The organism is Streptomyces sp. NPDC030296, assembly GCF_055572815.1.
In genome coordinates this window covers 579,093-598,655 of record NZ_JBVICQ010000004.1, presented here as the reverse complement: position 1 = coordinate 598,655, position 19,563 = coordinate 579,093, and the positions used below count along the sequence as shown (strand labels likewise).

Here is a 19,563-nt window from a genome sequence, read left to right as displayed (position 1 = left end):
CCTTGCGCTCGATTGTCACCACACGTTAAGTGTTGGGGACTCGACGCCGTCCACGGATGACTGAACACAAGTCAGCGCGTATCGACGTTTTCCCGACCGATCTCGTTCGGGACGACCGACAGAATGAACGATTCTGCCGGGCGTGTGCCGCTTTGGGAACTATTCGGGTTGTACGGTTCGCCGCCGTGCCCGCGCTCGCCGACCGGCGGCCGGTGACTCTGCGTGATTTTCCCCGAGACCAGGCCCACCTATGCGCCGCCCGCCGAACCCGGTGAGCGCGTCGGCCCCCGCCCCCGGGGTCTTCAGAACGACCACGCCGGCGGCGAAGTTCAGCGCGGTGTCCGCCTCCCCGCCCCTGCTGATGCGCCGGCCGGTCGGGGGGTTCGTGCCGCGCGTGGCTAGCATCCGGTGCATGGACCCTCAACTGCTGCATTCCACCGCCGACGGGGTCGCGACGGTCGTGATCCACCACCCGGCCAAGCGCAACGCCATGACGGCCGGGATGTGGCGGTCGCTGCCGCCGCTGCTCGACCGGCTGGCCACCGACCCCTCCGTACGGGCGCTGGTGCTGACCGGGGAGGGCGGGACGTTCTGTGCGGGGGCCGACATCTCCACGCTTCGGCAGTCGCCGGGCGAGGCCCAGGGGCTGGCGCTGCGGGCCGAGGAGGCGCTCGCGGCCTTTCCCAAGCCGACGCTCGCGGCGATCCGTGGGCACTGCGTGGGCGGCGGGTCGCAGCTCGCGGCCGCCTGTGATCTGCGGTTCGCGGAGGAGGGGTCGCTGTTCGGGATCACCCCCGCGAAGCTGGGGCTCGTCTATCCGTCGTCCTCCACCCGGCGGTTGGTGTCGCTGGTCGGTCCCGGCACCGCCAAGTACCTGCTGTTCTCCGGTGAGTTGATCGACAGCGAGCGGGCGCTGCGGACAGGGCTGGTGGACGAGGTGCTGCCCGGGGGCGGGCTGGACGAGCGGGTCGCGGAGTTCACCCGGGTGCTGGTCTCGCGCTCCCGGCTGACCCAGTCGGCGGCCAAGGAGTTCGCCGACGGGCGGACCGACCGGGACGCCCACTGGGCCGAGCAGGCGCGCGGCAGCGGTGACGCCGCGGAGGGCGTCGCCGCGTTCCTGGAGCGCAGGGCGCCCCGGTTCACCTGGACGGTGTGAGAGGCCGGAGCGGCCCGGAGGTCACATCAGGGCGAAGCGGCTGTTGGTGCGGAACTCCTCCACGAGGTGGGCGGGTGCCTTGTGCGGGGCGCCCGCGTCGTACGGCGGCCGCGGGTCGTACTCGATCATCAGCTGGACGGCCTGGGCGTGCTCGTCTCCCGCCATCCGGCCGATCAGGGTGAGGCCCATGTCGATGCCGGAGGAGACCCCGGCCGCGGTGACGTACTTGCCGTCGAACACGACCCGCTCACCCGTCGGCTCGGCGCCGTACTGTTTGAGGAAGTCAAGCGCCAGCCAGTGCGAGGTGGCCCGGCGGCCTTCGAGGAGGCCGGCGCCGGCCAGGATCAGGGAGCCGGTGCAGACGGAGGTCGTCCAGGTGCTCGTGCGGTCGGCCGCGCGCAGCCACGCGAAGAGCGTCTCGTTCTCCATCTGCGCGAACTGGCCGGGTCCGCCCGGCACCACGACGACGTCCGGGGACGGGACCTCGGCGAGCGTCCTGTCCGCCGTGAGGGCGAGCGCGCCGGTGTCGCTGCGGACGGGGCCGGTCTCCTCGGCGACGAAGACCACTTCGGCGTCGGGGAGACGGCCGAGGGTCTCGTAGGGGCCGACGGCGTCGAGGGCGGTGAAGCGGTCGAAGAGGACGATCGCGATCTGCATGGGGTTCCCTTCAGGGGGTGGGGGCGGAAGCCGGCCGGAAGCGGCGGCGGTACTCCGCGGGGGCCGTGCCGAGGGCCTTGACGAAGGCCCGGCGCATGGCCTCGGGGGTGCCGTAGCCGCAGGCGCGCGAGATCTCCTCGACGCCGTCGGAGGTGTCCTCCAGCAGCCGGCGGGCGTGTTCGAGGCGGACCCGGTCGACATAGCGGCCCGGGGTCATACCGGTCTCGACCTGGAAGGCGCGGGCGAAGTGCCGGGGTGAGAGGCGGGCCCGGGCGGCCAGCGTCTCCACGCTCAGATCGCCGCCGGGGTGCTCGGTGATCCACTGTTGGACCTCGCGGAGCGGCTCCCGGCGCGCGGTCTGCGCGGCGAGCTGGGCGCTGAACTGGGCCTGGTTGCCGGGGCGGCGCAGAAAGACGACCAGGTGACGGGCTATGCCGAGGGCGACCTCGCGCCCCAGGTCCTCCTCGACGAGCGCCAGCGCCAGGTCGATGCCCGCGGTGACCCCGGCGGAGGTGGCGACATGGCCGTCGCGGACGTAGATGGGGTCCGGGTCGACCTCCACCGACGGATGGTCGCGGGCCAGCTTGTCGCAGTACGCCCAGTGGGTCGTCGCCCGGCGGCCGTCCAGGAGGCCCGCCTCGGCCAGCAGGATCGCGCCGGTGCAGACCGACACCAGGCGCTCCGCGCGCGGGCCGTGCTCCCGCAGCCAGGCGACGACACCGGGGGCCGGGTTCCGGGTGCCCTGGCCGCCGGGGACGAGCAGGGTGTGCGGTCCGGCTGACGCCGTCAGCGCCTGGTCGGGGACGAGGGTGAGGCCGCTGGAGGTGCGCACCGCGGCGCCGTCGAGGGAGGCCGTGCGGATGCGGTACGAGCCCGGGACGTGCAGCTCACCGCCCTGGAAGACCTCCAGGGGGCCCGTGACGTCGAGGCTCTGCACGCCGTCGAAGAGGACGACCAGGACTGTGCGCATGTCTCGATTCTTGGGAGCCCGGGCGAGGGCCGCAATGACGAGTACCCCACCTTTCCTGCCACGGCCGCAGGCCGGGCGGCGCGGGGGTGAGCGGCCGACGCGGAAGTGAGCAAGGGCACGTGGGACCTCCCCCACCCAGCGAACCGACCAGTCGGTAACCTGCGGGCATGACGTCTTCCTCCCTGCCGGAGCGCGCCGAGCGGCGCTGCCACAACCTGCTCAATCCGTTCCACTCCGCGCACTACTTCTCCCCGGACCTCGGCCGGGAGCTGGGCGCCGTGGGGGTCGAGCACCCCAGCGCGGCGTACTTCGCGGTGCGGGCCGCCGCCATGGGCGCGGTCGGACCGGGCGTGGTGACGGCGACGTTCTTCAACTTCCGGCACGAGCTGGTGGCGCGGCACGTGCCCGCCGTGTGGGAGACGGCCTCACCCGCGGTGGTGCTGGCGGCCCGCGAGCGGGTCGTCGACACCACGCTGCGGCGGCTGCTCGGCGAGGAACTGATCGGCTCCAAGGAGGTCGCGGAGGCGGCCGAGCTGGCCCTGCGCGCCACCGAGGCGTGCGTCCGGACGGCGCGCCCCCTGTACGCCGCGCACGCCGACCTCCAGGTGCCCGAGCGCCCGCACCTGGCGCTGTGGCACGCGGCCACGCTGCTGCGGGAGCACCGGGGCGACGGGCACCTCACGGTCCTCCTCGGTGCCGGGCTCGACCCGGTCGAGGCGCTGGTCAGCCACACGGCCACCGGCAAGGGCATGTCCCCGAAGTGGATGCTCGGCACCCGCGGCTGGACGCGGGCCGACTGGGAGGCGGCCCGCGGGCGGCTTCAGGAGCGCGGACTGGTCGACGTCGAGGGCGAGTTGACCCAGGCGGGCGTCGCGCTGCGCGAGGAGATCGAGACGGCGACGGACCGCCTCGACCGGGCCCCGTACGAGCATCTGGGCGCGGCCGGCGTGGAACGCCTCACCGAGCTGCTGGGCGCCATCGTGCCGACGATGCTCGGGGCGGGGGCGTTCCCGGAGGGGATGATCGGCAAGAAGTGACGGGGGCGGCGCGTCGGCCGGACCGGCGGCACAAGGACAGGTCGGCGGCACGCTTTTGGTCCGGCTCTCCGGCCGGCCGGCACCGTTCACGCATGAAGGAAGCGGGACGCGGTACCCGTGCTCTCCCGGCCCGGTCGGCCGGGAGAGGAAAGGGGAAGTACGTGTTCCGTGCGATCGCAGATGTGTTGCGGCAGATCGGAGGGGCCGTCGCCACGGTGGTGACCCTGCCGTTCCGGGCCGTGGCCCGGCTGTTCGGCGGCGCCTCCAGCTCCACGCGCCGCACCGGACGCGCCCGCCGGGCCTGACCCCGGCCGAGCCGCCGACTTGGGAGCCGGACGCGACCCCGCGTCCGGCTCCCGGCGTGTCCGGGCCCCACTCCCCGGTTCTTTCGGTCCGGTGACCGGCACGCGTCGCCCTGATCCCCCGTTGTCGGCGTCACCTGCCACAATTGCCGCGCAACCTCAGTGGAGAAGGCGGTACGGGATCGTGACGACACCCGGATCCATCGAAGTAGGGTCCATCGAAGGCAGGATCGCCGGGGAACTCGGCGTACGGGAGCGGCAGGTGAAGGCCGCGGTGGAACTGCTCGACGGCGGTTCGACCGTTCCCTTCATCGCCCGCTACCGCAAGGAAGCGACCGAGATGCTCGACGACGCGCAGCTGCGCACGATCGAGGAGCGGCTGCGGTATCTGCGCGAGCTGGAGGACCGCCGTGCGGCGATCCTCGACTCGGTGCGTGAGCAGGGCAGGCTGACACCCGAGGTGGAGGCGCAGATCCGCGGCGCCGAGACCAAGGCGCGGCTGGAGGACATCTACCTCCCGTTCAAGCCGAAGCGGCGCACCAAGGCGCAGATCGCCCGCGAGGCGGGGCTCGAACCGCTCGCCGAGGGCCTGTTGGGCGACCCGACCGTGGAGCCGTCGGCCGCCGCGGCGGCGTTCGTCGACGCCGCCAAGGGCGTCGCCGACCCGCAGGCCGCGCTGGACGGCGCGCGCGCCATCCTCACCGAGCGGTTCTCGGAGGACGCCGACCTGATCGGCGAGCTGCGCGAGCGCATGTGGGTGCGGGGCCGGCTGGCGGCCAAGGTGAAGGACGGCAAGGAGGAGGCGGGCGCGAAGTTCGCCGACTACTTCGACTTCGCGGAGCCGTTCACCGAGCTGCCCTCCCACCGCGTCCTCGCGATGCTGCGGGGCGAGAAGGAGGACGTCCTCGACCTGGTCCTGGAGCCGGAGGAGCCCACGGACGGCCCGTCGTCGTACGAGGGGATCATCGCGCACAAGTTCGGGATCGCCGATCGTGGGCGTCCCGCCGACAAGTGGCTCACGGACACCGTCCGCTGGGCGTGGCGGACCCGCGTCCTCGTGCACCTCGGCATCGACCTGCGGCTGCGGCTGCGCACGGCCGCCGAGGACGAGGCGGTGAACGTCTTCGCGGCGAACCTGCGCGACCTGCTGCTCGCCGCCCCCGCGGGCACCCGCGCGACGCTCGGCCTCGACCCCGGTTTCCGTACGGGCGTGAAGGTCGCCGTGGTCGACGCGACGGGCAAGGTGGTCGCGACCGACGTCGTCTACCCGCACGTTCCGGCCAACAAGTGGGACGAGGCCATCGCCAAACTGGCCCGGCTCGCCAAGGAGCACGCGGTCGAGCTGGTCGCCATCGGCAACGGCACCGCGTCCCGCGAGACCGACAAGCTCGCCGGTGAGCTGATCACCCGGCACCCGGAGCTGAAGCTCACCAAGGTGATGGTCTCCGAGGCGGGCGCGTCGGTGTACTCGGCGTCGGCGTTCGCCTCGCAGGAGCTGCCCGGTATGGACGTCTCCCTGCGCGGTGCCGTCTCGATCGCGCGGCGGTTGCAGGACCCGCTCGCCGAGCTGGTGAAGATCGACCCGAAGTCGATCGGCGTCGGCCAGTACCAGCACGATCTCTCCGAGGTGAAGCTGTCGCGCTCGCTGGACGCGGTCGTCGAGGACTGTGTGAACGGCGTCGGCGTCGACGTGAACACGGCCTCCGCGCCGCTGCTCGCGCGGGTGTCCGGCATCTCCTCCGGCCTCGCCGAGAACATCGTGGCCCACCGGGACGCCAACGGCCCGTTCAAGTCCCGTTCCCAGCTGAAGGGCGTGGCGCGGCTCGGCCCGAAGGCGTACGAGCAGTGCGCGGGCTTCCTGCGGATCCGGGGCGGCGACGACCCGCTGGACGCGTCCAGCGTGCACCCGGAGGCGTACCCCGTGGTGCGGCGGATGGTGAAGGCGGCGGGCAGCGAGGTCGCGGCGCTGATCGGCAACACGGGCGTGCTGCGGTCGCTGAGGCCGGATGACTTCGTGGACGAGACGTTCGGTCTGCCGACCGTGACGGACATCCTGAGGGAGCTGGAGAAGCCGGGGCGGGACCCGCGGCCCGCCTTCAAGACGGCCACGTTCAAGGAGGGCGTCGAGAAGATCTCCGACCTGGTCTCCGGGATGGTGCTGGAGGGGGTCGTGACGAACGTGGCCGCCTTCGGTGCCTTCGTGGACGTCGGGGTGCACCAGGACGGGCTCGTGCACGTGTCCGCGATGTCCAAGACGTTCGTGAAGGACCCGCGGGACGTCGTCAAGCCCGGCGACATCGTCAAGGTGAAGGTCCTCGACGTCGACATTCCGCGCAAGCGGATCTCGCTGACGCTGCGGCTGGACGACGAGGCCGCGCCGCAGGGCCAGTCCGGCGGCGGCGCACGGCCGCAGCGGGGCGCCCGGGCTCCTCAGCAGCGGCAGGGCCGCGGCGGTGGAGGTTCCCGGCAGCAGGGCTCCCCGCCGGCTCCGTCGAACAGCGCGATGGCGGACGCGCTGCGCAAGGCGGGGCTGCTGGACCCGAAGCGCCGCTGAACCGACCGGTCCGGTGCCGGGTGCCCCCGTTCGCGGGGTGCCCGGCACCGGTGTGCCGTGGGCCCGCGGTTCAGTTCTCCGTGACCTTGCCCGAGGTCACCTCGAAGCGCCTGGTCACCCGTACCGCGTCGAGCATGCGGCGGTCGTGGGTGACCAGGAGCAGGGTGCCCTCGTAGGCGTCGAGGGCGGATTCCAGCTGCTCGATGGCGGGCAGGTCGAGGTGGTTGGTGGGTTCGTCCAGGACCAGGAGGTTCACGCCCCGGCCCTGGAGGAGGGCGAGGGCGGCGCGGGTGCGTTCCCCGGGTGAGAGGGTCACGGCCGGGCGTAGGACGTGGTGGGACTTCAGGCCGAACTTGGCCAGGAGGGTGCGGACCTCGACCGGCTCGGTGTCGGGCACGGCCGCGCAGAAGGCGTCGAGGAGGGACTCGGGGCCGTGGAAGAGCGCGCGGGCCTGGTCGACCTCGCCGACGAGGACACCGGAGCCGAGGGAGGCGTCGCCAGAGTCCAGCGGGATCCGGCCCAGCAGGGCGCCGAGGAGCGTGGACTTGCCCGCGCCGTTGGCGCCGGTGATGGCGACGCGGTCGGCCCAGTCGATCTGCAGGGACACCGGGCCGAAGGCGAAGTCGCCCCGCTTCACCTGCGCCTCGCGCAGGGTCGCGACGACGGCGCCGGAGCGCGGGGCCGACGCGATCTCCATGCGCAGCTCCCACTCCTTGCGCGGCTCCTCGACGACGTCGAGGCGCTCGATCATGCGCTGGGTCTGCCGGGCCTTGGCGGCCTGCTTCTCGCTGGCCTCGCTGCGGAACTTGCGGCCGATCTTGTCGTTGTCGTTGCCCGCCTTGCGCCGGGCGTTCTTGACGCCCTTGTCCATCCAGGAGCGCTGCATCTGGGCGCGGTCCTGGAGCGCGGCCCTCTTGTCGGCGTACTCCTCGTAGTCCTCGCGGGCGTGCCGCCGGGCCGTGTCGCGCTCCTCCAGGTACGCCTCGTAGCCGCCGCCGTAGAGGTTGATCTGCTGCTGCGCCAGGTCGAGTTCGAGGACCTTGGTGACGGTGCGGGTGAGGAACTCGCGGTCGTGGCTGACGACGACCGTGCCGGCGCGCAGGCCGCCCACGAAGCGTTCGAGGCGTTCCAGGCCGTCGAGGTCGAGGTCGTTGGTGGGTTCGTCGAGGAGGAAGACGTCGTAGCGGGAGAGGAGGAGGGAGGCGAGGCCGGCGCGGGCGGCCTGGCCGCCGGAGAGGCCGGTCATCGGCTGGTCCAGGTCGACGGCCAGGCCGAGGGAGTCGACGACCTCCGCCGCCCGTTCGTCGAGGTCGGCGCCGCCGAGGTCGAGCCAGCGCTCCAGGGCGGCCGAGTACGCGTCGTCCGCGCCCGGCGTCCCGTCCACGAGCCCCTGGGTGGCGTCGTCCATGACGCGCTGGGCCTCCGCGACGCCGGTGCGGCGGGCGAGGAACTCCCGGACCGTCTCGCCCTCACGGCGCTCCGGCTCCTGCGGGAGGTGCCCGACGGTGGCCGTGGGCGGGGAGAGCCGCAGCTCCCCCTGTTCCGGGGGGAGGAGCCCGGCGAGCAGCCGCAGCAGCGTGGACTTGCCCGCGCCGTTGGCGCCGACCAGCCCGATCACGTCGCCGGGCGCGACCACGAGGTCGAGCCCGGAGAAGAGCGAGCGGTCGCCGTGGCCGGCGGCGAGGTTCTTGACGACGAGGGTGGCGGTCACAGGGTGCGATCCTAACGACCCACGGCCGACCGACGACCGCGGCCCGTCACCGCCCCACGGCGACCCTCCCCTCCGGTCAGGGCCCCTCGGCACCCTCGCCCCCGGTCAGGGCCCCACAAGCGCCCTCGCCTCCGTTCAGCGGCTCATCGGCTCCACCAGCACCGTCCCCGTGGTCCGGGCCACGATGAACGACTCCCCCTTCACGGACTTCGCGTCCAGTCCGATCCTGTGCTGCCCCGCCGGCAGGATCCCGTCGAAGAACCGGTGGGTGTGCGTCCGGTAGAGCCGGTCGAGGCGGTACGCGGTGAGCTCCACCCGGCAGGTCGAGGTGATCTCGATCCCGGCCTGACCGTCCGCCGCGATCAGCCGGGTGAGCCGGCGCTGTCGTACCGGGCTGCGGTCGAGCGCGTTCTCGATCTGCGCGACGAGGAGCGGGATGATCGGGGCGAACCCGTCGACGTACGCCACTTCCACCCCCGCCTGGTCGAAGGCCCGCCGCACCGCCTTCCGGTCCTGCTCTCCGACGGCCCGGCCGAAGACGACCGCGCCGTAGCCACGCAGTTCCTCGTCGGGCACGCCGACCGCGTCGTGCGCGATGTCGGCGCCGATCCCGATGGCCCGCAGAGCGGCGGCGAGTTTGGCGAGGACGGCGACCCGGGCACCGATGAGGAGGACCCGTCGGCGCGCAGCCGTCTCGTCGGCGTCCTCGCGCAGCAGCGACTGCAGGGCGCCGCGGTACTCGGGGCCGTGGAACCGGAAGGGGCCGATGCCGGTGTAGCCGTTCAGTCTGAGGTCGGCCTCCTCGTCCGTCTGCCAGGCGAAGTCGCGCCACACGTAGTCGTCGCCGTCCCGCTCTATCACCGCGGTCACGGCCCCGCAGGCGAGGTCCGCGCACTCGGGGCAGCCGTAGACGACGTACCGGCCGCCGGTCAGGGGCGCGTCGGCCTCCAGGAGCAGGCTGCGCACCTGGGCGGTGAAGATCGAGGGCGGGACGTCGGAGGCGAGCGGGGAGACGGCGTCGAGGTCGGAGAGCTGGAAGAGGAGCGGGCGTCCGTCGACGATGAAGTCCACGAAGTCCCGGTGGGCTTGGTAGGCACCGTCGGCGAGGACGCCACCGGCGCGGATCGCCGGTGCCAGGCCGAAGGTCGCGTACTCGGCAGACATGGTGTGAGTATCCCCACAAAGGCAGACTTGTGAGCACTGCATGACATATTCCGTTAACGTCCCCCCGTGACCAAGGAATCGAACAGCGATGTGATCGTGGTCGGTGGCGGTGTCATCGGTCTGACGACGGCCGTCGTCCTCGCGGAGAGCGGCCGACAGGTACGCCTCTGGGCACGGGAGCCCGCGGAGCGGACCACGTCCGCCGTGGCGGGCGGGCTCTGGTGGCCGTACCGCATCGAGCCGGAGGCGCTCGTCGGAGCGTGGGCGCTCGTATCGCTGGCGGTGTACGAGGAGTTGGCGGCGCGGCCGGACGAGACGGGCGTACGCATGGTCGAGGGCGTACACGGCGAGACCACACTGGACGGACTCGGGGCGTGGGCGTCGCGGGTGGCGGGGCTGCGGGCCGCCACGGCACAGGAGTACGCGGGGACCGGGCTCTGGGCGCGGCTGCCGGTGATCGACATGCCGGTCCATCTGCGGTGGCTGCGTGAGCGGTTCGTCGCGGCGGGCGGGACGGTCGAGGAGCGTGCGGTCACGGACCTCGGGGCGGTCGACGCCCGGGTGGTCGTCAACTGCACGGGGCTCGACGCCCGCGACCTGGTGCCGGACCTGTCGGTGCGGCCGGTGCGGGGGCAGTTGGTGGTGGTGGAGAACCCGGGGGTCACCACCTGGATGACGTCGGTGGACCACGCGGACGCGACGAGCACGTACTTCATTCCGCAGCCGGGCGGGTTGATCCTCGGGGGGACGGCGGAGGAGGACGCGTGGTCCATGACACCGGATCCCGTGACCGCCGAGGCGATCGTGCGGCGGTGCGCGGCCGTGCGGCCGGAGATCGCGGGGGCGCGGGTGATCGAGCACCGGGTGGGGCTGCGGCCGGCCCGGCCCGCCGTACGGCTGGAGCGTGAGCGTGCCGCGGACGGGCGGCTGTTCGTGCACAACTACGGGCACGGCGGGGCGGGCGTGACGGTGGCCTGGGGATGCGCCCGGGAGGCCGCGGAACTCGCCGCCGGGTGACGACGAGACCGGAGCGGGGCAGGGGACGCCGGGGCTGGGGAGCCGGGGACGCCGGGCCGGGGGCAGGCGCTCCCCCGGTGGCGGTCACTCCTTGCGGTGTCCGATGGGGTCGCCCTCGATCTCCGTTCCCTGCCCCGGACCGACCCTGATCTCGAACTCGCCGTCATAGCGCTTGTGGCCCTCGATGACGGCGAGTTCGACGGCCTCGGAGGCCATCTCCTCCCGCACGATCACCGAGTCGCGGCGCAGGTCGCGCATGAGCGCCACACACATGCCGATCATGACCAGGACGAACGGGGCGGCCGCCAGGATCGTGAGGTTCTGCAGGCCGGTGAGGGCGTCGCCCTGGCCGCTGCCTACGAGGAGCATGATCGCGGCGACGGCTCCGGTGAGGACGCCCCAGAAGACGACGACGAAGCGCCCCGGTTCGAGGGCGCCGCGCTGTGAGAGCGTGCCCATGACGATGGAGGCGGCGTCGGCGCCGGACACGAAGAAGATGCCGACCAGGACCATCACCAGCAGACAGGTGACGGTGGCCGCCGGGAACTGGTTGAGGACCGCGAACAGCTGGCCCTCGGGGGTCGACTCGTCGCCGAGTCGGCCCTGGTCCTGGAGCTTCATGGCCGTGCCGCCGAACACCGCGAACCACACGAGGCTGACCGAGCTGGGCACGAGGATCACACCGCCGATGAACTGGCGGACGGTGCGGCCCCGGCTGATGCGCGCGATGAACATGCCGACGAAGGGCGTCCAGGAGATCCACCACGCCCAGTAGAAGACGGTCCAGCTGCTCAGCCAGTCGGCCACGCCCTTGCCGCCCGACGCCTCGGTACGGCCGGCGAGCTGCGGAAGGTCACCGAGGTAGGAGAAGACCGAGGTGGGCAGGAGGTCGAGGACGAGGATGGTCGGGCCGGCCACGAAGACGAAGACGAGCAGGGCCAGGGCCAGCACCATGTTGGTGTTGGACAGCCACTGGATGCCCTTCTCCACGCCGGACACCGCGGAGGCGACGAAGGCCAGGGTCAGCACGGCGATGATGCCGACGAGCAGTCCGGTGCTCACCTTGTCCATCCAGTCCAGCTCCCGCGCGCCGGAGCCGATCTGGAGCGCTCCGAGCCCGAGGGAGGCCGCCGAGCCGAAGATGGTGGCCACGATGGCGAGGACGTCGATGATCCGGCCGCCGGTGCCGTTCGCGTGCTTCTCGCCGATCAGCGGGGTGAAGACGGCGCTGATCGTCTGACGGCGGCGCTTGCGGAAGGTGCTGTAGGCGATGGCGAGGCCGACCACCGCGTAGATCGCCCAGGGGTGGAGCGTCCAGTGGAACAGCGTGGTCGCCATCGCCGTCTCCATGCGCTCACCGGCCACCTCCGGGTTGGTGCCCGGCGGAGGTGTGGTGAAGTGCGCGAGGGGCTCGCTGACGCCGTAGAACATCAGACCGATGCCCATGCCGGCGCTGAACATCATGGCGACCCACGACACCGTGCGGAACTCGGGCTTCTCCCCCTCCACACCGAGGTGGATACGGCCGTAGCGGCTGGCGGCGAGCCACAGGGCGAAGACCACGAAGCAGGAGGCGGCCAGCATGAACGCCCAACCGCCGTTGTGTATGAGGCCGCTCAGCATCTTGCCGGAGACGCTCTCCAGCGAGTCGGTGGCGAGGGCGCCCCAGAGCACGAACGCCAAGGTCAGTGCTGCCGTCACGCCGAACACGACGCGATCGGTTCTGGGCCGCCCGCCGCCGGGGAGACCCGCCTCCGAACCGGGAAGCAGGCCTCCCCCGTGGTGGGTGGTGGTGTGATCGTGCGTCACAGGTGGAACCCTTCCGCGAGTGGCTGGAACTGAGCTACTCCTGCCCAGCGAGCCCTACCACATGTGGCTCCGACCCGTTCTTCTTTCAACAGGTGGTGTCGGGTTCCCCCACCGTCAGGTGATACGGCGCCCGTTCGTCCAGGAGCAGGGGAACGAGCGCGCGGAGTTGCTGCCGCAACGGAACGAGCACACCGTCGTCGCCGGTACGCGCGCGAACGCCGTGCAGGGCCAGCTCGTCGCCGACCTCCGCGTACTGCGAAGCGGTGAGCCGGTAGCCGCAGGGCGGGTCCTGGAGCACCTCGGCGGGTTCGGCGGGGTCGTTGTCGGCGCCGCCGAGATACACCGGCCCGGTGTCGCGCAGGCCGGCGAGACGGGCCGCGCGGGTCGCCGCGTCGACGTGGCGACCCCGCTCCACCGTGAACCCGAACAGGCCCTTCAGGGCCGCGCGTTGGGAGTCCACGCGCCGCCGGTTGTTGACCGGCTCGGGAGTGTCGGGCGTCGGTGGTTCGACTCGGCTCTCGATGAGCAGGCCGACGGAGTGCTTGACGCCGGACATGTTCCGCAGGATGCGTTCCTGGCCGTCGCCCGCGACCTGCCGGATCGGTTCGCCGGTGACCGGGTCGGTCCAGATGCCGTAGGTGCCGGTGGAGTGACCCGCCGCCCGCGCAGCCGGCCGTACGTGGTCCAGGGACAGGGTGCGCGCCTCGGCGTGGACGGCCGCGTCCGTGTTGAGGTTGCGCGGCCAGAGGTCGAACAGGTCCTTGTCGTAGTACGGGGGTGTGGCCCCGTACTCGTGCAGGTCGTAGACAATGTCCGGTTTGCGATCGCGGACGATCGCGGCGAGTGCCCTGGCCTCCGGGGTCCGCAGGGCCAGATGATCGCGGTTGATGTCGACGCCGTCGCTGTTGCCGCGGGTGTCGGCGGCCCTGCCGTCGGGATTGGCGGTGGGCACGACGAGCACGGTGGTGGTTTTCAGCAATCGCTCGGCCCGCCGGTCCCCGCGCCGGGCGAGGTCCCGGACGGCGGCGAGGCACGCCTCGCGGCCGGAGGGCTCGTCGCCGTGCTGGCTGCACACGAGGAGCACTGTCCGCGAGGTGGGGCGGGTACCGATCCGGACGAGGTGGAGCGGGCGGTCCTGCGCGGTGGTGCCGACGCGGGTGACCGACACGCGGTGGCTCGCCCGGTCCACCGCGGCGAGGAACTCCTCCTCTTCCGGCTGGCTCGTCCACCGGGCTCCGCCCGACTGCTCGAATCCGGTGCGCGGCAGGGGCGTGGTGTCCGCCGCGTACGCGGGGGCAGACAGCAGGGGCGCGGCGAGGGCGGTGGCGATCAGCGCGGCGATCCGGCCCCTCATGCGCCGTCACCGGGAAGGCGGGCGGGGCCGCTCGGGTCGCCGACGCCGTCGAGGACGGAGCCCTTCGGGGCGGAGGTGGATCCCTTCGGTGCGGGGGTGGCGCCCGAGGTCGCCTTCTTGAAGGCGGTGGGTCCGCCGACCAGCGGCACCTTGGCGTAGGTGCGCTTGAGGTCGAGGGTCAGGGTGGGGGTCGTCGACGGCGGGTCGATGAGGCCCTCGTCGGTGCCCGCGACGATGAGGGCGAGCCGGTGCCCGGCCGGAACGACGTGGTCGCTCGCGTGCAGGTCGAGGGTGAGGGTGTACGGGGTGCCGGGGGTGAGCGGGGAGCCGGTGCCGGAGGAGTGGTTGCCGAGGTCGGCCCAGCCGCGGCTGAAGATCGTGTAGTCCACGGCGGCGGTCTTCGTCCGGGTCTTCAGGTAGCAGGAGCTGTCACCGGGGGTGCTCGGGCCCCAACAGGTGCGGTCTGTGAGGGTGGTGATGCCCTCGCCGGCGGTGGAGTACTCGCGGATGGTGTCCGGGCCGAGGTCCACGAGGATCGCCGAGAGGTGGGCGGTGGAAGTGGTGGGCGTGGCGGTGACGGTCACCTTGGCGGAGCCGGACAGCCGCAGGTCCTTGGTGAGCGGGGCGGTGACGAAGCCCGCCTTCTCGGGGGTGGAGCGCCCGATGTGCGCCGCCCAGTCGGTCTCGTTCAGGGCGGGGTCGTCGGTGAAGGTCTCGGTACCGGACCGCTTGCGCAGACCGAGGATGCCGACGCCGGCCCGGGCGCCCTTGCCGGGGCGGAGGGTCGTGGTCTTCGTCGCGCGCGGCGGCCAGGTCTTCGTCGTCACCCACTGGTCGGGGTGGCGCTCGATGTCGGCCATGGGCTCGTCGTCGATGCCGTTGTCGTAGCCGAGGAGTTCGTGGTCGAACCAGCGGTGCAGGGTGTCGACCCAGGCGGCGCGGCGGAAGTCGAAGGGGTCGACGTGGCCGGTCTGGGAGAGCCAGATCTTGCGCTCGACGCCGTGCTTCGCGAGGGCGTCCCACCACTGACCGAAGTGCTTGGGGCGGACGTTGAGGTCCTGCTGGCCGTGGATGACGAAGACGCTGGCGTCGATCTTGCGGACGTCCTTGACGTAGTCACGCTCCGTCCACAGCCGCGTCCAGTCGCCGGTGCGCGGGGCGCCGTCCACGAGCGCCTGCTGGACGTGGGCGCACTTGGCGCGGGCCTCGGGGCTCTCGACTGCGTCGGACAGCCAGTCGGGGCCGGAGCCGTAGAGGGGGGCGCCCTTGGCGAAGTAGTAGTCGTACCAGGAGGAGATGGCGCCGATCGGGACGATGGTCTCCAGGCCCTCGACGCCGGTCGCGGCGACCCCGTTGGCGATGGTGCCGTCGTAGCTCTTGCCGATCATGCCGGTTCTGCCGTTGGTCCAGCCGGCCTTGGCCCTCGTGGAGCCCGTGCGGGTGGTGTACGCCTTTGCGCGGCCGCCCAGCCAGTCGACGACCGCCTTGGCGGACTGGATGTCGGAGCGGCCGCCGACGTCCACGCAGCCGTCGGAGCGGTTGGTTCCGGCGAGGTCGACGGCGACGAAGGCGTAGCCGCGGGGCACGAAGTAGTTGTCGTAGAACAGCGGCATCTGGACGACGTCGCCGTTCGCGTCGTACGTCTTGCGCTGGCTCTCGTTGCCGCGTCCACAGCACGAGTAGTAGGGGCTGGCGTCCATGATCACGGGGATCTTCCGGCCCTGCTGGGCGGGTTCCCTCGGGCGGACGATGTCGACGGCGACGCGATCGTTCCTTCCGTCCCGGTCGCCGTCGAGTCCGGTGTCCACCCAGACGGCCTCGCGGATGGCCTTGTCGTACGCGTAGACGGGCCGGCTCTTCCGGGGCGTCGCGCTGTCGGCGACCGCGGGGGTGACGAAGGTGGCCATCAGGGCGGCGGACGTGGCGACCGTGGCGAGAGATCTCCAGGTCGAGTGGGGGGCGCGTCGCGCAGATATCGGCATGCGCCGGACGGTACTGCTGTCAACTCCTGTTCAAAAGAGGGCCTGTTGGGGCGCGCGGGAGATCGGCCACGGTGTTGGCTTGAAAGGAGCGTCAAGAGGGGTCACTCATGTCGGCCGAATGGCGATCGTGTGACAGCGGTGGCGATGGACACGGCTGGGCGCACAGGGACTCAATAGGCTCCGCACAGACAAGCGGCACCGTTCACCGACGACTTGGAGTGATTCGTGCACCGCAGACTCATCGCCCCGGGCGCGTTCGTGGCCACCCTCCTGCTGGCGATCCCGGCATCGGCGGCCTCCTACGAGCCCGGTGCGCCGGGGATCGGCGACCCCTACTACCCGGCGTACGGCAACGGCGGATACGACGTCTCCCACTACGACCTCCGGCTCAAGTACCAGCCGGGGACGGACCGGTTGGAGGGCACGGCGACCCTGCTGGCCCGGACCACCGAGAACCTGTCCCGCCTCAACCTGGACTTCCTCCTCGACGTGAGCGAGGTACGGGTCAACGGCGCCAAGGCGGCCTTCACCACCTCCGGCGAGCACGAGCTGGAGATCACGCCGAGGAACCGGCTGCCCAAGGGCACGGAGGTCACCGTCGTGGTGCGCTACGCCGGGGTGCCGTCCGCCGAGGAGGCGTACGGCTTCACCAGCTGGCTCCGCACCCCGGACGGCGGAGTCGCGGCGGGCGAGCCCGAGGCGGCCTGGTGGTGGTTCCCCAGCAACGACCACCCGCTCGACAAGGCCACGTACGACGTGTCGGTCCTCGTCCCGGACGGCACCCAGGCCCTCTCCAACGGCACGCTCCAGTCGACTTCGTCCCGCGCGGGATGGACCCGTTACAACTGGCGTTCCGACAAGCCCCAGGCCACGTATCTCGCCACGCTCGCCGTCGGGAAGTTCGACATCACGACCGGGCGAACCGAGAACGGCATCCCTGTCGTCAACGCCTACAGCAAGGACCTCGGCGACGATGCCGGCGCGGCCCGCGCGAGCGTCGAGCGGACCGGCGAGGTCGCGTCCTGGCTGAGCGAGTACTTCGGGCCGTATCCGTACAACGCCCTCGGCGGATACGTGCCCAACACCCGGCAGGTGGGGTACGCCCTGGAGACACAGACCCGCCCGTTCTACAGTCCCCGCCAGTTCGCGAACGGGTCGAACGTGTCGGTGGTCGTGCACGAGCTGGCCCACCAGTGGTACGGCGACCTCGTCTCCGTCGCCGGGTGGAAGGACATCTGGATCAACGAGGGCTTCGCCCGGTACGCGCAATGGCTGTGGTCCGAGCACGAGAACGAGGGCACGGCACAGGAGATCGCCGACCATGTGTATGCCTCCCGGGCGGCCGACGATCCCTTCTGGACGGTCAGGCCGGCCGACCCGGGCCCGGAGAACCAGTTCCACATCGCCGTCTACGACCGGGGCGCCCTGGCGTTGCAGGCGCTGCGCAACGAGATCGGGGACGCGGCCTTCTTCGAGATCCTGAAGGGGTGGCCGGTGAGGTACGCGTACGGCAACGCGACGGTGGGCGACTTCGTCGCGTACGCGGAGGAGGTGTCGGGGCGGCGACTGGACGCGCTGCTCGACACGTGGCTGTACCAGCCGGCGAAGCCGGGTGCCGCGGCGGCCGAGCGGGCGGGGGTCGCCGCGCGGGCGGACGGGGCGGTGAAGGCGCCGAAGTCATGGAAGAAGATCGCGGCGACGAACTCCGCACACCAGCACGAGGGCGGGCGCGGGGCTGGGGGCGGGCACGCGGGCGGAGCCGGTCGCTAGGGGTCGGGCCTGCTGCCGGGTGGCGGCACCCGTCATGGCCGGGGCGCGCCTTCCTCGCCACGCCGTTGGAGGAGGAGCGCCGTTGGAGGAGGAGCTGGGGGGCCGCGCCCCCGCTCCTACCGGCGTGGCCGGGCCTCGGCCTCGATCCGTTCACCCAGGACCTTGCTCGCCAGGTTCGAGGCCAGTTCCGAGACGTAGACGCGGAGTTCGGCCTCGGCGGCGGCGCGGTCGGAGGCGATGCGGACCTGGCCCTCGGTGAGGATGGTGGCGTACTCGCGCTGGGCTTCCGTGCGGGCCTCGGCGACCAGGGTGGTGCCCTCCTCGAAGGCGCGCTGGCGGATGCGGGCGGCCTCGTGGCGGGCCTCGGCCAGGGTCGCGGCCACCTCCGCCCGCTTGGCCTCCGCCTCCCGGCGTACCGCCTCGGCCCGCGCCTCCGCCCCGTCGGTGACCGCTTCCCGCTCCGCCAGCACGCGCTGCACCCGGGGCGCCAGCCGGACGAAGAAGAGGAACACCAGCGCGAACAGCACCGCCGCGACGACGAGTTCCGCGACCGGGGGGTTCAACGGACCGATGTCCAGGGGAAGAAGTTTCATACCGCTGACTTACCCGTTCACACGCGCGACGCGTCGCACGTCTGCGCCAGAGTTGACCGATAATCGACGACGGTTCACCCCAACGGCCGCCGCTCGGCCCGGTACGCCGCCGGTCCGTCAGTCCCCGTGGTCGTACACCGTCACCGCTATCCCCCGCCGCACGAGCCGCTCGGTGATCAGGGGCTCCACCCGCGACCACGTGCCGCCGGCGAGACCACAGCCGATGCGCGGCATGTGCACGGAAGCCCCGAGCTCCAGGGCCTTGTCGGCGAGCAGGGCGAGGGCCGAGTCGATGGCCTCGTAGCGGACGGGGACGCCCTTGCTGCCCGTTCGGATGCCGCGCTGGCCGATCAGGTTGGCCACCCAGGTGTACCGGCCGACCTGGACGAACTGGGCCGCGCCGAGCCCGAAGTCGTTGTGCGCGCGGTCGCGGTGCCAGGCGCGGTAGGCCGCCTCCGGTTCCGGCCAGCGGCGGGACACGGCGAGGACGAAGCCCTTGCCCCAGCCGCCGAGGTCATTGCTGACGTGGGCGATGACCTTGACGCCCTTGCCCAGGGGCATGGTGGCGTCCCCCCTGACGTACGTGATCCCCGACATGACCCCCACCGTACGGGCCGCCACCGACCATCGCCCTGAGCGGCTGTTGAAGGTTTCACAGCACTGGTGGGACAGCGATACTGCTGTGCATGACGACCGAGACCGGGGAAGGCGCCGACGCGGCCGAGGACACCGACGAGGGGGTCCTGACCGTGGACGAGCTGGCCGCGCGGGCCGGCGTGACGGTGCGCACGGTCCGCTTCTACAGCACCAGGGGTCTGCTGCCGCCGCCGGTGATCGGTCCGCGTCGGGTCGGCCGGTACGGGCACGGCCATCTGGCCCGGCTCGCGCTGATCGAGGAGCTCCAGCGGCAGGGCATGACCCTGGCCGCCATCGAACGGTATCTGCGGCAGCTGCCGCCGGATCTGTCGCCGCGCGATCTCGCCCTGCAGCGGGCCGTCGTGGCCTCCTGGGCGCCGGACGCGGTGGAGACGGTGACCTGGGAGGAGCTGGGGCCGCGGGCCGGGCGGTCCCTCGACGAGGACGACGTGGAGCGGCTCACGGCGATGGGCCTGGTCGAACGGGACGGGGACGGGTTCCGGGTGGACCCCGGTCTGCTGCGGCTGGGCGCGGAACTCCTCGACGTGCCCCTGTCCCAGGAGTCGATCCTCGCCGCGCGGAACGTCCTGATCGAGCACGCCCGGGCGGCCGCCCATGAGCTGTCCGGTCTCTTCCGCGACGCGGTGGCCGAGCGGGACCCGCAGGCGGTGAAGTCCCTCTCGGCCACTATGCAGCCCTTGGTCGTGCAGGCCCTGCTGACGACGTTCCAGCGCTCACTGAGGGACGAGCTGCGGGAGTGGCTGAAGGAGGGGTGAGGGGTGAAGGACGGGCCTGCGGCCGGCCCGTCCTTCAGGGGCGCGGGGAACTGCGCGACCCGGCCACGACGAACC

Annotated in this window: 16 protein-coding genes; 7 read left to right on the top strand and 9 right to left on the bottom strand. The window is 72.1% G+C overall.

From position 1 onward, the window contains the following. The first annotated feature begins 412 nt into the window (after positions 1-412). Positions 413-1,156, top strand: coding sequence for an enoyl-CoA hydratase/isomerase family protein (locus ACZ4Z3_RS14575; RefSeq protein WP_468501270.1), 744 nt, complete (start codon positions 413-415; stop codon positions 1,154-1,156). A 21-nt stretch (positions 1,157-1,177) separates the two neighbouring features. On the opposite strand, the gene ACZ4Z3_RS14570 is transcribed toward ACZ4Z3_RS14575, so the two are convergent. Beyond that, the gene (locus ACZ4Z3_RS14570) at positions 1,178-1,813 is read right to left on the bottom strand and encodes a DJ-1/PfpI family protein (RefSeq protein ID WP_468501269.1); all 636 of its coding nucleotides are present in this window, start codon (positions 1,811-1,813) and stop codon (positions 1,178-1,180) included. A 10-nt stretch (positions 1,814-1,823) separates the two neighbouring features. Further along, positions 1,824-2,783, bottom strand: coding sequence for a GlxA family transcriptional regulator (locus ACZ4Z3_RS14565; protein ID WP_468501268.1), 960 nt, complete (start codon positions 2,781-2,783; stop codon positions 1,824-1,826). Between the two features lie 167 nt (positions 2,784-2,950). On the opposite strand from ACZ4Z3_RS14565, the gene ACZ4Z3_RS14560 reads away from it, so the two are divergent. From ACZ4Z3_RS14560 to ACZ4Z3_RS14550, 3 genes are all read left to right on the top strand, one after another. Continuing rightward, the gene (locus ACZ4Z3_RS14560; protein WP_468501267.1) at positions 2,951-3,820 is read left to right on the top strand and encodes an SCO6745 family protein; all 870 of its coding nucleotides are present in this window, start codon (positions 2,951-2,953) and stop codon (positions 3,818-3,820) included. A 161-nt stretch (positions 3,821-3,981) separates the two neighbouring features. Next, positions 3,982-4,125 (top strand): LPFR motif small protein, encoded by a 144-nt coding sequence (locus ACZ4Z3_RS14555; protein WP_169800313.1) that lies wholly within the window; start codon positions 3,982-3,984, stop codon positions 4,123-4,125. Between the two features lie 181 nt (positions 4,126-4,306). Beyond that, complete coding sequence (locus tag ACZ4Z3_RS14550) at positions 4,307-6,676, top strand: Tex family protein (RefSeq protein WP_468501266.1); 2,370 nt, start codon at positions 4,307-4,309, stop codon at positions 6,674-6,676. 70 nt (positions 6,677-6,746) lie between these two features. Here ACZ4Z3_RS14550 and ACZ4Z3_RS14545 read toward each other — a convergent pair whose 3' ends face one another. Both ACZ4Z3_RS14545 and ACZ4Z3_RS14540 read right to left on the bottom strand, forming a co-directional pair. Then, positions 6,747-8,387, bottom strand: coding sequence for an ABC-F family ATP-binding cassette domain-containing protein (locus ACZ4Z3_RS14545; protein ID WP_468501265.1), 1,641 nt, complete (start codon positions 8,385-8,387; stop codon positions 6,747-6,749). Between the two features lie 135 nt (positions 8,388-8,522). Next, the gene (locus ACZ4Z3_RS14540) at positions 8,523-9,551 is read right to left on the bottom strand and encodes an oxidoreductase (RefSeq protein WP_468501264.1); all 1,029 of its coding nucleotides are present in this window, start codon (positions 9,549-9,551) and stop codon (positions 8,523-8,525) included. 66 nt (positions 9,552-9,617) lie between these two features. Between ACZ4Z3_RS14540 and ACZ4Z3_RS14535 the strand changes: the two genes are divergently transcribed. Further along, a complete protein-coding gene (locus ACZ4Z3_RS14535) occupies positions 9,618-10,568 on the top strand; it encodes an FAD-dependent oxidoreductase (RefSeq protein ID WP_468501263.1) in 951 nt (316 codons plus the stop codon). An 84-nt stretch (positions 10,569-10,652) separates the two neighbouring features. Here ACZ4Z3_RS14535 and ACZ4Z3_RS14530 read toward each other — a convergent pair whose 3' ends face one another. The 3 genes from ACZ4Z3_RS14530 to ACZ4Z3_RS14520 form a co-directional block, all read right to left on the bottom strand. Next, on the bottom strand, positions 10,653-12,377 hold the full coding sequence (locus ACZ4Z3_RS14530) for a BCCT family transporter (RefSeq protein ID WP_468501262.1): 1,725 nt from the start codon (positions 12,375-12,377) through the stop codon (positions 10,653-10,655). An 85-nt stretch (positions 12,378-12,462) separates the two neighbouring features. Then, the gene (locus ACZ4Z3_RS14525; protein WP_468501261.1) at positions 12,463-13,731 is read right to left on the bottom strand and encodes a M14 family metallopeptidase; all 1,269 of its coding nucleotides are present in this window, start codon (positions 13,729-13,731) and stop codon (positions 12,463-12,465) included. Continuing rightward, complete coding sequence (locus ACZ4Z3_RS14520) at positions 13,728-15,713, bottom strand: Xaa-Pro dipeptidyl-peptidase (protein WP_468501260.1); 1,986 nt, start codon at positions 15,711-15,713, stop codon at positions 13,728-13,730. Before ACZ4Z3_RS14520 ends, ACZ4Z3_RS14525 begins: the two co-directional genes overlap by 4 nt. Positions 15,714-15,938: 225 nt before the next feature. Here ACZ4Z3_RS14520 and ACZ4Z3_RS14515 point away from each other — a divergent pair, with 225 nt between their 5' ends. Beyond that, positions 15,939-17,483 (top strand): M1 family metallopeptidase, encoded by a 1,545-nt coding sequence (locus ACZ4Z3_RS14515; RefSeq protein WP_468501259.1) that lies wholly within the window; start codon positions 15,939-15,941, stop codon positions 17,481-17,483. 116 nt (positions 17,484-17,599) lie between these two features. Here the strand turns inward: ACZ4Z3_RS14515 and ACZ4Z3_RS14510 are convergent, their stop codons facing one another. Further along, complete coding sequence (locus tag ACZ4Z3_RS14510; RefSeq protein WP_468501258.1) at positions 17,600-18,076, bottom strand: F0F1 ATP synthase subunit B family protein; 477 nt, start codon at positions 18,074-18,076, stop codon at positions 17,600-17,602. Positions 18,077-18,193: 117 nt separating this feature from the next. Continuing rightward, positions 18,194-18,673: a macro domain-containing protein gene (locus tag ACZ4Z3_RS14505; RefSeq protein ID WP_468501257.1), complete on the bottom strand. Its 480-nt coding sequence runs from the start codon at positions 18,671-18,673 to the stop codon at positions 18,194-18,196. Between the two features lie 89 nt (positions 18,674-18,762). Here ACZ4Z3_RS14505 and ACZ4Z3_RS14500 point away from each other — a divergent pair, with 89 nt between their 5' ends. After that, entirely contained in the window at positions 18,763-19,488 is a 726-nt protein-coding gene (locus ACZ4Z3_RS14500) for a MerR family transcriptional regulator (protein WP_468501256.1), read from the top strand. Positions 19,489-19,563 lie beyond the last annotated feature (75 nt).

Coding starts and splice junctions, on each gene's coding strand:
- ACZ4Z3_RS14575 (WP_468501270.1), top strand. CDS start 413: ATGGACCCTCAACTGCTGCATTCCACCGCCGACGGGGTCGCGACGGTC.
- ACZ4Z3_RS14570 (WP_468501269.1), bottom strand. CDS start 1,813: ATGCAGATCGCGATCGTCCTCTTCGACCGCTTCACCGCCCTCGACGCC.
- ACZ4Z3_RS14565 (WP_468501268.1), bottom strand. CDS start 2,783: ATGCGCACAGTCCTGGTCGTCCTCTTCGACGGCGTGCAGAGCCTCGAC.
- ACZ4Z3_RS14560 (WP_468501267.1), top strand. CDS start 2,951: ATGACGTCTTCCTCCCTGCCGGAGCGCGCCGAGCGGCGCTGCCACAAC.
- ACZ4Z3_RS14540 (WP_468501264.1), bottom strand. CDS start 9,551: ATGTCTGCCGAGTACGCGACCTTCGGCCTGGCACCGGCGATCCGCGCC.
- ACZ4Z3_RS14525 (WP_468501261.1), bottom strand. CDS start 13,731: ATGAGGGGCCGGATCGCCGCGCTGATCGCCACCGCCCTCGCCGCGCCC.
- ACZ4Z3_RS14520 (WP_468501260.1), bottom strand. CDS start 15,713: ATGCCGATATCTGCGCGACGCGCCCCCCACTCGACCTGGAGATCTCTC.
- ACZ4Z3_RS14510 (WP_468501258.1), bottom strand. CDS start 18,076: ATGAAACTTCTTCCCCTGGACATCGGTCCGTTGAACCCCCCGGTCGCG.
- ACZ4Z3_RS14505 (WP_468501257.1), bottom strand. CDS start 18,673: ATGTCGGGGATCACGTACGTCAGGGGGGACGCCACCATGCCCCTGGGC.
- ACZ4Z3_RS14500 (WP_468501256.1), top strand. CDS start 18,763: ATGACGACCGAGACCGGGGAAGGCGCCGACGCGGCCGAGGACACCGAC.